This is a genomic window from Hydrogenophaga sp., from assembly GCF_026125825.1.
Lineage (GTDB): Bacteria > Pseudomonadota > Gammaproteobacteria > Burkholderiales > Burkholderiaceae_C > Hydrogenophaga.
This window is the reverse complement of record NZ_JAHCKK010000007.1, coordinates 18,545-29,878: the sequence shown is the minus strand read 5'-3', so window position 1 is coordinate 29,878 and position 11,334 is coordinate 18,545. Positions and strand designations below refer to the sequence as shown.

At 69.1% G+C, this 11,334-nt stretch carries 9 protein-coding genes; 5 read left to right on the top strand and 4 right to left on the bottom strand.

Annotation, left to right across the window (positions count from 1 at the left end):
* Window positions 1-109: 109 nt before the first annotated feature.
* From KIT86_RS04760 to tkt, 4 genes are all read right to left on the bottom strand, one after another.
* A complete protein-coding gene (locus KIT86_RS04760; protein ID WP_297395493.1) occupies window positions 110-1,009 on the bottom strand; it encodes an alpha/beta fold hydrolase in 900 nt (299 codons plus the stop codon).
* 10 nt (window positions 1,010-1,019) lie between these two features.
* Window positions 1,020-1,610, bottom strand: a complete 591-nt coding sequence (locus KIT86_RS04755; protein ID WP_297395492.1) for a TetR/AcrR family transcriptional regulator — start codon at window positions 1,608-1,610, stop codon at window positions 1,020-1,022.
* A gap of 116 nt (window positions 1,611-1,726) precedes the next feature.
* Complete coding sequence (gene gap, locus KIT86_RS04750; RefSeq protein ID WP_297395490.1) at window positions 1,727-2,725, bottom strand: type I glyceraldehyde-3-phosphate dehydrogenase; 999 nt, start codon at window positions 2,723-2,725, stop codon at window positions 1,727-1,729.
* A 45-nt stretch (window positions 2,726-2,770) separates the two neighbouring features.
* The gene (gene tkt, locus KIT86_RS04745) at window positions 2,771-4,852 is read right to left on the bottom strand and encodes a transketolase (RefSeq protein WP_297395488.1); all 2,082 of its coding nucleotides are present in this window, start codon (window positions 4,850-4,852) and stop codon (window positions 2,771-2,773) included.
* Between the two features lie 174 nt (window positions 4,853-5,026).
* Here tkt and KIT86_RS04740 point away from each other — a divergent pair, with 174 nt between their 5' ends.
* The 5 genes from KIT86_RS04740 (at window position 5,027) to KIT86_RS04720 (ending at window position 11,295) form a co-directional block, all read left to right on the top strand.
* Window positions 5,027-5,755 carry a nucleotidyltransferase family protein gene (locus KIT86_RS04740; RefSeq protein ID WP_297395486.1) on the top strand — a complete coding sequence of 243 codons (729 nt, stop codon included), beginning with the start codon at window positions 5,027-5,029 and terminating at the stop codon, window positions 5,753-5,755.
* Between the two features lie 85 nt (window positions 5,756-5,840).
* Window positions 5,841-7,238, top strand: a complete 1,398-nt coding sequence (locus KIT86_RS04735; protein WP_297395484.1) for an aminopeptidase P N-terminal domain-containing protein — start codon at window positions 5,841-5,843, stop codon at window positions 7,236-7,238.
* Between the two features lie 132 nt (window positions 7,239-7,370).
* Window positions 7,371-8,555, top strand: coding sequence for an imelysin family protein (locus KIT86_RS04730; protein WP_297395482.1), 1,185 nt, complete (start codon window positions 7,371-7,373; stop codon window positions 8,553-8,555).
* Window positions 8,556-8,749: 194 nt separating this feature from the next.
* Window positions 8,750-10,204 carry a di-heme oxidoredictase family protein gene (locus tag KIT86_RS04725; protein WP_297395573.1) on the top strand — a complete coding sequence of 485 codons (1,455 nt, stop codon included), beginning with the start codon at window positions 8,750-8,752 and terminating at the stop codon, window positions 10,202-10,204.
* Window positions 10,201-11,295: an imelysin family protein gene (locus KIT86_RS04720; protein ID WP_297395479.1), complete on the top strand. Its 1,095-nt coding sequence runs from the start codon at window positions 10,201-10,203 to the stop codon at window positions 11,293-11,295. Before KIT86_RS04725 ends, KIT86_RS04720 begins: the two co-directional genes overlap by 4 nt.
* Window positions 11,296-11,334 lie beyond the last annotated feature (39 nt).

The window sequence follows — 11,334 nt, the reverse complement described above, 5'->3', positions numbered from 1 at the left end:
TGCGAGGCAAGGTGGAAAAGGTGTCAAAACATTTTGACACGGCAGCCTCCCGCAAGGCCTTTATCCCCTGGCGATTCGGCATTTCCGCACAGCTTTACAACACCAGCGCTCAACGGCCCGCCCAAGAGAGGTTCGCCGCAGGGCGCAGCGCTTCGAACCAGTCAAGCGCCTCGTTCCACAGCGGCAAGGCTTTGGGCCGGAAGTAACCCATGTGGCCGATCGGACCCAGGCCTGCCTGGCGAGGGTCGATGGTCACCGCGCGCACCGAGGTGTTGCGGTAGCCCGCCATGAAGGCGTCGCGCGAGGCCGGCGGCGCCCAGGCGTCGTCCAGTGCGTTGGCCGCCACGATGGGAAAACGCACCTGGCCAAAGCGCTCGGTGATGGCTTGCATCTGCGGGTCGTCGAAGAAGTAACGCGGGAAACGGCACCAGGCGCGCCACTGCCGGTACACGTCCAGCGGCAGGTCCTCCCCCATGCCCAGACGGCTCCAGGGAAGATAGCCCGCGAACCTCGTCCACACCGGCCCGAGCACGCGCCACATGAACAGCACGCGCAGGCGCTCCAGCGGTGGCATCCAGCCGTGCCAGCCGGCACCCGTGGCGAAGGTGTAGGCGCCGTCCACCCAGTCGTGGCGCGGCAGCAGGCCCAGGGCATGGCCGCCGTAAGAGTGCCCCACCAGGTACAGCGACATGCCCTCCTCGCGCATGGCTTGCACGCCGGCGGCCAGGTCGAGCCGTCCCCAGTCGAGGTAGTCCATGCGGAAACCCTTGAGCGTGGGCGGGGCCGACTCGCCAATGCCCCGGTAGTCGAGCGTGAGCACATCGAAGCCGCGGCGCGCGGCGTGTTCGGCGAAGCGTTTGTAGAAACCCTGCGGCACGGCGGTGGCGCCGCCGACAACCAGGTGAGCGCGGGTCGGCGTGGGGCTGCGGTAGCGCCGGGCCGCGAGCGAGTAGCCGTCGGCGGCGGTCAGCGTGAGGGCTTCGATGCGGATGTCCGGGGTGGTGGTCATGGGAGTCTCCTCAAACGGCCGGGCGGCGCGCGGCCAGCAGGCCCAGCAGGGTCTGGGTGGCCTGCTGGATGGGTTCGGTGCTGTGGGCCACGCGCGCCTGCAGCAACCCGCCTTCGTAGGCGGCGACGATCAGCGCCGCCACGCCCTGGGCGGACTCGCGCGGCTCGCCAGCCCCCTCCAGCGCCTGCGCGATGCGCTCGCGCAGCGTGGCGAACGCGCGCGCCAGGGCTTCGCGCAGCGCGTGGTCGTCGGGCGTGCTCTCCAACGCCACCGAGGCCAGCGGGCAACCGGCGTGAAAACCCGTGCTGCTCAAAGACTGGGTCGCCCCTTGCATCCATTGCCGCGCGGCCTCGATCGGGTCACGCTCTTTGGCCAGCAGGCCGTCCAGCCAGCCCAGCATGCGATCGACCACGTCGTCGATCGCGGCCACCGCGAGCTCGGTCTTGCCGCCGGGAAAGTGGTGGTACAGCACGCCCTTGGGCGCGCCGGCCTGCGCCAGCAGTTCGGTCAGGCCGATGCCGTGCAGGCCGCGCCGGCGCAAGGCGTCGGTCATCGCGGCGATCAGGCGTTCGCGGGTGCCGGAAGCGGGGGTGTCGGTCATGGAGCGCAATCTATAGACCGGTCGGTCTAGTGTCAATGCGCGCCTGTCGCCCAAGCGCAGCGGGCAAGAAAAAAGCGCCCGAAGGCGCTTTTTTTTTCAACAGCGTGAGCTGGCGCTTACTTGGCGACCACGCGAACCATCTCGAGGCACTTGTTGGAGTAGCCCCATTCGTTGTCGTACCAGCTCACGACCTTGATGAAGGTCTTGTCCAGCGCGATGCCGGCGTCGGCGTCGAAGATCGAGGTGCGCGTGTCGCCCCGGAAATCGGTCGCCACCACCTTGTCCGTCGTGTAGCCCAGCACGCCCTTGAGCGCGCCTTCGCTCTGCGCCTTCATCTCCGCGCAGATCTCTTCATACGTCGCGTCCTGGTTCAGCTCCACCGTCAGGTCCACCACCGAGACGTCGCTGGTCGGCACCCGCAAGCTCATGCCGGTGAGCTTCTTGTTGAGCTCGGGGATCACCACGCCCACGGCCTTGGCCGCGCCCGTGCTGCTGGGGATGATGTTCTCCAGGATGCCCCGGCCACCGCGCCAGTCCTTGTTGCTCGGGCCGTCCACCGTCTTCTGCGTGGCCGTGGCCGCGTGCACCGTGGTCATGAGTCCGCGCTTGATGCCCCACTTGTCGTTGAGCACCTTGGCGATGGGCGCCAGGCAGTTGGTGGTGCACGAGGCGTTGGAGATGATGGCCTCGCCCTTGTACGTCTTGTCGTTCACGCCGAAGACGAACATCGGGGTGTCGTCCTTGGACGGTGCCGAGAGGATCACCTTCTTCGCACCCGCGTCCAGGTGCTTCTGCGCCGTGACCTTGTCCAGGAACAGGCCGGTGGATTCGATCACCACGTCGGCGCCGACTTCGTTCCACTTGAGGTTGGCGGGATCGCGCTCCTGCGTCAGGCGGATCTTCTTGCCGTTGACGATCAGGGTGTTGCCTTCGACCGAGACCGTGCCCTTGAAGCGGCCGTGCACGCTGTCGTACTGCAGCATGTAGGCCAGGTAGTCGGGCTCGAGCAGGTCGTTGATCGCCACCACTTCGATGTCTTGGAAGTTCTGGATGGCGCTGCGCAGCACGTTGCGGCCGATGCGGCCGAAGCCGTTGATGCCGATCTTGATCGTCATGTCTCGTCTCTCCTGGAAGGTTTCAAAAAAGGGTGAATCGAAAAATCACTTCGCGAGCACGGCGCGCACCGTGTCCGCCACGTTCTGCTCGGTGAAGCCGAAGTGCTTGAACAGCACCGGCGCCGGGGCCGATTCGCCGTAGGTGTCGATGCCAACCACAGCGGCCACGCCGTACTTCCACCAGCCGTCGGTGGTGCCCATCTCGACCGCGATGCGCGGCACGCCGGCCGGCAGCACGGAGGCCTTGTAGGCGGCGGTCTGGCGGTCGAAGGTGGTGGTGCTGGGCATGGAGACCACGCGCACGGCGATCTTGTGCTCGCGCGCCAGCAGCTCCTGCGCCTTGAGGGCGAGCTGCACCTCGGAGCCGGTGGCGATGATCACCGCCTGCGCCTTTTTCTTCAGGCCCACTTCCGCCGGCTCGGCCAGCACGTAGGCGCCCTGGCTGATGTGGCCCAGGTCGTTCTTGGGGGCGTAGGGCAGGTTCTGGCGGCTGAGCAGCAGCGCGGTCGGGCGGCTGGCGTTCCCCAGGGCCACGGCCCAGGCCACGGCGGTCTCGGCCGTGTCGGCAGGGCGCCACACGTCCAGGTTCGGGATGAGCCGCAGGCTGGCTGCGTGTTCGATGGACTGGTGCGTCGGGCCGTCTTCGCCCAGGCCGATGGAGTCGTGCGTGAACACATGGATCACACGCTGCTTCATCAGCGCGGCCATGCGGATGGCGTTGCGGCTGTAGTCGCTGAAGGTGAGGAAGGTGCCGCCGTAGGGGATGAAGCCACCGTGCAGCGCCACACCGTTCATGATGGCGGCCATGCCGAACTCGCGCACGCCGTAGTTGATGTGGCGCCCACCCTGGCCCTGCTCGTTTTTCACCACGTCACCGGCCATGTTGAAGCGCAGGCTGGGCGTGGACTTGGTGTTGGTGAGGTTGGAGCCGGTCAGGTCGGCGCTGCCGCCCAGCAGCTCGGGCAGCGCGGCGGTGAAGGTCTCCAGCGCGAGCTGGCTGGCCTTGCGGCTGGCCACGGTTTCGGCCTTGGTGTGCGCGCCCACGGCGGCGTCCACCGCGACCTGAGCGAAGTTCTTCGGCAGCTCGCCCTTCATGCGGCGGGTGAACTCCCTGGCGAGCTCGGGGAAGGCCGCCTTGTAGGCAGCGAACCGGCCGTTCCAGTCGGCTTCCACGGCCTGGCCGGCGGCCTTGGCGTCCCAGGCGGCGTAGACGTCCTGCGGCACCTCGAAGGGCTTGTGCATCCAGCCCAGGGCCTCGCGGGTGAGCTGGATCTCTTCGCCGCCCAGCGGCTCGCCGTGTGCCTTGGCGGTGTTGGCGCGGTTCGGGCTGCCCTTGCCAATGTGCGTCTTGCAGATGATGAGCGTGGGGGCATCGGCCTTGTTCTTCGCGTCGGCAATGGCGCGGTCCACCACGTCGGCGTCGTGGCCGTCGATCGGGCCGATCACGTTCCAGCCGCAAGCGGTGAAACGCAGCGCGGTGTTGTCGATGAACCAGGGCGTGACCTGGCCGTCGATCGAAATGCCGTTGTCGTCGTACAGCGCGATCAGCTTGTTGAGCTTCCAGGCGCCTGCCAGGGCCACCGCCTCGTGGCTGATGCCCTCCATCAGGCAGCCGTCGCCCAGGAACACGTAGGTGTGGTGATCGACGATGGCGTGGCCGTCGCGGTTGAACTCGGACGCCAGCAGCTTCTCGGCCAGCGCCATGCCCACGGCATTGGTGATGCCCTGGCCCAGCGGGCCGGTGGTGGTTTCCACGCCGGGGGTGATGCCCACCTCGGGGTGGCCGGCGGTCTTGCTGTGCAGCTGGCGGAAGTTCCGCAGCTCGCCCATCGGCAGCTTGTAGCCCGTGAGGTGCAACAGCGCGTAGATCAGCATCGAGCCATGGCCGTTGGAGAGGACGAAGCGGTCGCGGTTGGCCCACTGCGGGTTGGCCGGGTTGTGGCGCAGGTGGCGGCCCCAGAGGGCGACCGCCATGTCCGCCATGCCCATGGGCGCGCCGGGGTGGCCCGAGTTCGCCTGCTGCACCGCGTCCATGGCCAGGGCGCGGATGGCGTTGGCCTGGGTCTGGGCGGTCACGGCCGAAGCGGGGGGGGCGGAGCGGGTGGGGGTGCTGGCGGCGTCGGACATGGGGTGCAGGGGGAGGGTAGGAGGAAGGAACAATTGCGCGGCGGCGCAAAACCTGAGATTTTATCGGGCCGCCCGGACCGGCGCCCCCGAAGGCCGGCCAAGCCGCGCGCAGGCGCTCATAATTCCGGGATGCGTCGGGCCCTGTGAACCCGCTGCGACCTTCGTCCACCGCCCATGACCCGACTTGCCACCGCCCCCATCCCGGCCATGTTGCTCGCCGCCGGGCGCGGCATGCGCATGCGCCCCCTGACCGACGAAACGCCCAAGCCGCTGCTGCCGGTGCAGGGCAGGCCCCTGATGCAATGGCCGATGGAAGCCCTGCTGGCCGGCGGCTTTCGCCGGCTGGTGGTCAACACCGCCTGGCTGGGCGAGCAGATCGACGCCTTTTGCGCCGACTGGCAGTCGCAACACCCGGGCAGCGAGGTCACGGTCTCGCGCGAGGGCCAGGACTTCGGCTACGCCCTGGAGACCGCCGGCGGCATCGCGCGCGCGCTGCCGCTGCTGGGCGATGTGTTCTGGGTGCTGGCGGGCGACGTGTACGCGCCCGGTTTCGCCTTCACGCCGACCAGCGTGGCCCGCTTCAAGGCCAGCAGCCAGCTCGCCCACCTGTGGCTGGTGCCCAACCCCGCGCACCACCCGCGCGGCGACTTCGGCCTGAGCCCCGAGGGCCTGGCGCTCAACGAAGCCGACGCGCGCTACACCTACAGCACCATCGGCCTGTACCGCCGCGAGCTGTTCGAGGCGCCCTGGTGCGAGATCGTGCCCGGCAACCCGCAGGGCACCGCCGAGCCGCTGGCGCCGCTGCTGCGCCGCGCCATCGACGCCGGGCTGGTGAGCGCCGAGCTCTACACCGGCCCCTGGGTGGACGTGGGCACGCCCGAGCGGCTGAAAGAACTGGGCTGACCGCAGGCGAAGCCGGTTCTGCGGTTCTGCGGGTGTGCGGGAACAGGCCACGCAGAGCTTCGGCAAAAGTCCGACAATGGCCCGCATGGACTCCACCACCCACACCACCCTCTACGCGGAGCGCCGCGCCCGCGTGGCCGCCCAGCTCGGTGCCGGCGGCATCGCCATCGTGCCCACCGCCCTGGAACGGCCGCGCAACCGCGACACCGACTTCATCTACCGGCACGACAGCTACTTCTATTACCTCACCGGTTTTACCGAGCCCAACGCCTGGCTGGTGATCACCGCCGAGGGCCAGACCACGCTGTTTTGCCAACCCAAGGACCTGGAGCGCGAGATCTGGGACGGTATCCGCCTTGGCCCCGAGGCCGCGCCGGCTCACCTGGGCGTGACCGACGCGTTTTCCGTCGCCGAACTGGACCAGCGCCTGCCCCGGCTGCTGGAAAACCGCCAGACCGTGTGGTACCCCTTCGCCACGCACGCGGGGCTGGAGAGCCGCATCACCGGCTGGCTGCAGCCCGTGCGTGCGCGCGTGCGCTACGGCGCGCTGTGCCCCGAATCGCAGCGCGACCTCTGCGGCATCCTCGACGAGCTGCGGCTCGTGAAAGACGCCTTCGAGCAGGCCACCATGCGCCGCGCCGCGCAGATCAGCGCCAAGGCCCACATCCGCGCCATGCAGCGCAGCGCGGCCATGCTGCGCGCCGGGCAGGACGTGCGCGAGTACCACCTTGACGCCGAGCTGCTGCACAGCTTCCGCGAACACGGCTCGCAGTACCCGGCCTACGGCAGCATCGTGGCCGCCGGCGCCAACGCCTGCGTGCTGCACTACCGCGCCGACGCCGCCCCGATCCGCAGCGGCGAGCTGGTGCTGATCGACGCCGGCTGCGAGCTCGACGGCTACGCCAGCGACATCACCCGCACCTTTCCCGCCAACGGCCGCTTCACCGGCCCGCAGCGCACGCTGTACGACCTGGTGCTCGCCAGCCAGGACGCGGCCGTGGCCGCCACCAAGGCCGGCGCGCGCTTCGTCGACCCGCACGAAGCCACCGTGGCCGTGCTCGCCCAGGGCCTGCTCGACGTCGGCCTGCTCGACACGAACAAGGTCGGCAACGCGCAGGACGTGATCGCCAACCGCGCCTATTTCCCCTTCTACATGCACCGCACCGGCCACTGGCTGGGCATGGACGTGCACGACTGCGGCAGCTACGTGGAACCGGCCGAGCTGGGCAACGTGAGCGAGCGCAAGGACCCGCTCAGCGGCGAGACCATCAAGGACCGGCCCAGCCGCGTGCTGCGCCCCGGCATGGTGCTCACCATCGAGCCCGGCCTTTACGTGCGCCCGGGCGAAGGCGTGCCCGAGCACTTCTGGAACATCGGCATCCGCATCGAGGACGACGCCATCGTCACGGCGACCGGCTGCGAACTCATCTCGCGCGACGTGCCGGTGAAGGCCGACGAGATCGAAGCCCTGATGCGCGCTTGACGCAGATCAAGTGCGCGGCCGATGGGCCCATCGGCGGCCGGGTCTTGGATAGATAGCAGGAATCATTCTCATTTACACTGTGAGGCCCGCTGGCGCTGCCGGCCCGATTCCTTCACTCCCAGCCCTTCCGCCATGAAACCCACCTTGCTCGTTCTGGCCCTGTCGGCCACCCTGTCCCTGCTGCACGCCCCGGCCCATGCCCAGGCCGCCACGCCTGCGGCCGCCAGCGCGCCTGCGGCTGCCACCTATGCCACTGTGGCCACGCACTACGCCGCGCTGGTGCATGCTAACTACAGCGACACCCTGGCCGCCGCGCAGGAGCTGCAGGCCGCCATCAAGGCCTTCGTGGCCGCGCCTTCGGCCGATGGCCTGGCCGCCGCGCGCAAAGCCTGGCTGGGCGCCCGCGAGTTCTACGGCCAGACCGAGGCTTTCCGCTTCTACGGTGGCCCGATTGACGACGACAAGGGCCCCGAAGGCCAGATCAACGCCTGGCCGCTGGACGAGGCCTATGTGGACTACGTCCAGGGCAAGCCCAAGGCGGGCCTGATCAACAACCCCAAGTTCAAGATCACCAAGACCAACCTGGCCAAGTTCAACGAGCGCGGCGGCGAGGAGAACATCAGCTCCGGCTGGCACGCGATCGAGTTCCTGCTGTGGGGCCAGGACTTGAGCGAGACCGGTCCGGGCAACCGCTCGTTCGAGGACTACGTGGACGGCAAGGCGCCCCATGCCGACCGGCGTCGCCAGTTCCTGACCGTGGCGACCGAGCTGCTGGTGGACGACCTGGCTTTCCTGGTCAAGTCCTGGGCGCCGGGCCAGAAGAACTACCGCGCGCGCTTCGAGAAGGGCGGCAAGGAATCGGTGCGCAAGATCATCGTCGGCCTGGGCTCGCTTTCGCGCGGCGAACTCTCGGGTGAGCGCATGGAAGTGGCGCTGAACTCGCAGGACCAGGAAGACGAGCACTCCTGCTTCTCTGACAACACGCACCGCGACATCGTGGCGAACGCCACCGGCATCCAGAACGTGTGGCTCGGCCAGTACAAGCAGCGCGACGGCAGCCTGCTGCAAGGTCCGGGCGTGCGCGATCTGGTGGCCGCCAAGAAGACCGATCTGGCCGAGAAGACCACCACGCAGATTGCTGCGTCGGTGGCGGGCGCCGAGGCCATCCCTGCCCCGTTCGACCGCGCCATCGCCAAGGGCTCGACCGGCCGCCCGGCCATCGAGAAGACGGTCGCCAGCCTGGTGGAGCAGTCCAAGCTGCTGGTGGAGTCCGCCAGCGCGGTGGGCATCGCCAAGCTGACGCTGGTGGAGCCTTGATCCGGAACACCCCCCTGCGCCGCTGCGCGGCTTCCCCCCTCTCTGGCGCGCCTTCGGCGCTGGGAGGGGGGACAGGGTCTCGGGCCGGCGGAGCCGGACCCTTGACCCCTCTGGATTGACGCCTCTTCTCCCTTCCGTTGCCTAGGCTTTTCATCATGTCGCTCTTTCCCACAGCCACGCGCATCGCGCTCGCCATGGGGGTCCTGGTCTGTGGTTCGACCGCCCTCGTCCTGCGCGCCGACGAGGCACCCGATCCCCTGGGTGAAAAGACGGGGGGTTTGACGACCGTCTACGCGACCGGCAAGAACGCGTTTTCGTTTCCGCTGGCCAACCTGGACGATCCGGGGCGCACGCGCTTCGTGATCGGCAATTCCTTCTTCAAGCGCAACTGGGTCGAGGCACCGGCTTCGACCACCGCGCGCGACGGCCTGGGCCCTCATTTCATCGCACGGGCCTGCGCGGGCTGTCATGTGCTGGACGGTCGCGGCGAACCGCCCCAGTGGAAGAACACGCTGGGCCCTGAGCCCGAGGGCACGGTGGCGCTGCTCATGCGCCTGTCGGTGGCCGGCACGCCCGACCCCAAGGCCGGGGTGCGGCCCGACCCGGTGTATGGCGACCAGTTCAACAACGCAGCGATCCAGGGCGTCAAGCCCGAGGGCCGGATCGAGATCCGCCAGCAGCCGCTCCACGGCCGCTTTGCCGACGGCACGCGCTACACGCTGCAAAAGCCGATCTACAAGCTGACCGACCTCGCCTACGGCCCTTTCGCGCCGGGCCTGATGGTCAGCCCGCGCATCGCGCCGCAGCTCGCCGGCATCGGCCTGATCGAAGCCATCCCCGAGGTGGAAATCCTGCGCAATGCGCGCGAACAGGCCGCCGCGCCCGGTCCCATCAAAGGCCAGCCCAACCGCGTGTGGGACGTGTTCGCCCAGGAAGAGCGCGTGGGCCGCCTGGGCTGGAAGGCCAACGTCGCCACCCTGGCGCACCAGACCGCCGGCGCCTTCCATGGCGACATCGGCATCACCTCCAATGCCTTCCCGCAAGAGACCTGCACGCCCACGCAGAAAGACTGCCTGGCCGCGCCGCACGGGGGCGGCAAGACCACCGGGCGCGACGGCATCGTGCCGGCGTCGCACGCGACCGCCCTCCAACCCGAGATCGACGACGAGACTCTGGGCCACGTGATCTTCTACCAGGCCACCCTGGCCCCGGCGGCGCGGCGCGATGTGAACGACCCGCAGGTGCTGCGCGGCCAGGCGCTGTTCGCGCAGGCGCAATGCGCCGCCTGCCACCGCCCGAGTTACGTCACCGCCGAAGGCCCGTTCCCGTCGCTCACCAGCCCCGCCCTCAAGGGCCAGCGCATCTGGCCCTACACGGACCTGCTGCTGCACGACATGGGCCCGGACCTCGCCGATGGCCGCCCCGACTTCCTCGCCAGCGGCAGCCAGTGGAAGACGCCGCCGCTCTGGGGCATCGGGCTCATCAAGGACGTCAACGGCCACACCCGCCTGATGCACGATGGCCGCGCCAACGGCGTGCTCGAAGCCATCCTCTGGCACGGTGGCGAGGCCCAGGCGGCCAAGGAGCAGGTGCTCAAGATGAAGCGGGCTGACCGCAGCGCGCTCGTGAAATTCGTGGAGTCGCTATGACACCGTCTGCCCTGGCCTTCCTTCGCCGAGCCACCGCGCTGACCCTGGGCCTGAGCCTGGCCGGCCTGGCGGCGGCGCAGAACGCCCCGATCGTGGCCGCCCCCTACTACTCGGCCGAGCAGGCCTTGCAGGGCCTGTACACGCACCATTTGCCACCGCTGGCGCGCGACTTTCAGGCCCAGGCCGATCGCCTGGCCGAGACCACGGCGCAGCACTGCAAGGGCCAGGCGACGCTGCCCGCCTTGCGCGCGCAGTGGCAGGACACCCTGGTGAGCTGGGAGACCCTGTCCACGCCGGCCGTGGGCCCCCTGGTCACGCGGCGCTCGCAGCGGCAGATCGACTTCTGGCCCACCCGCCCCGATCTGCTGCGCCGCTCGATGGAGAAATCGCCCGAGACCTTGTCCGACATGGAGCGCGTGGGCACGCCGGCCAAAGGCTTCCCGGCCTTTGAGCTGCTGATGAGCCAGTGGAACGGCAGCCGCCAGCCCACGCCCGCGCCGGCCTGCCGCTATGCCGAGCTGGTGGCGCAGGGCATTGCCGCCGAAGCGCGCGCCCTGAACGACGAGCTCGGCCAATGGGCCACGAAGGAATGGGAGGACGAACCCGAGGTCACCACGGCCGCGCTGGCCGAATGGGTCAACCAGTGGCTCGCCGGCCTGGAGCGGCTGCGCTGGGCCCACATCGAGAAACCCCTCACCACCCACCAGACCACGGGCAACGCGGCCAAGGGCGCCCCGGTGCCCTACGCCCGGCTCGACCGCGAGAGCAACCTGCGCGACTGGCGCGCGCAATGGCAGAGCCTGCGCCAGCAAGGCCGCCTGCCCCCTGGCGCGCAGCCGCCCGCCGCCGGCCAGGCCCTGGTGCCGATGGAAGCCCTGCTGATGGGCCGGGGCCAGCTCGCGCTGGCGCAAAAATGGGGCCAGGCACTGGATCAGGTCACGGCGGGCATGGACAAGCTCACGCCGCGCTCCAGCGAGCGCGAGCTGCTCGCGCTCACCAAATCGATGAAGGCCGTGACCGTGCTGTTCCAGAACGAGATTGCGGCTGCGCTGGACGTGCCGCTGGGCTTCTCCGATGCCGATGGGGACTAGCGTGGGCACCCCTGTGCGCCGCTGCGCGGCTTGGGCGCA

Excerpts from the sequence above, each read along its gene's own strand:
- KIT86_RS04755 (WP_297395492.1), bottom strand. The coding sequence starts at position 1,610 with ATGACCGACACCCCCGCTTCCGGCACCCGCGAACGCCTGATCGCCGCG.
- KIT86_RS04740 (WP_297395486.1), top strand. The coding sequence starts at position 5,027 with ATGACCCGACTTGCCACCGCCCCCATCCCGGCCATGTTGCTCGCCGCC.
- KIT86_RS04720 (WP_297395479.1), top strand. The coding sequence starts at position 10,201 with ATGACACCGTCTGCCCTGGCCTTCCTTCGCCGAGCCACCGCGCTGACC.
- gap (WP_297395490.1), bottom strand. The coding sequence starts at position 2,725 with ATGACGATCAAGATCGGCATCAACGGCTTCGGCCGCATCGGCCGCAAC.
- KIT86_RS04730 (WP_297395482.1), top strand. The coding sequence starts at position 7,371 with ATGAAACCCACCTTGCTCGTTCTGGCCCTGTCGGCCACCCTGTCCCTG.
- KIT86_RS04760 (WP_297395493.1), bottom strand. The coding sequence starts at position 1,009 with ATGACCACCACCCCGGACATCCGCATCGAAGCCCTCACGCTGACCGCC.
- KIT86_RS04725 (WP_297395573.1), top strand. The coding sequence starts at position 8,750 with ATGGGGGTCCTGGTCTGTGGTTCGACCGCCCTCGTCCTGCGCGCCGAC.
- tkt (WP_297395488.1), bottom strand. The coding sequence starts at position 4,852 with ATGTCCGACGCCGCCAGCACCCCCACCCGCTCCGCCCCCCCCGCTTCG.
- KIT86_RS04735 (WP_297395484.1), top strand. The coding sequence starts at position 5,841 with ATGGACTCCACCACCCACACCACCCTCTACGCGGAGCGCCGCGCCCGC.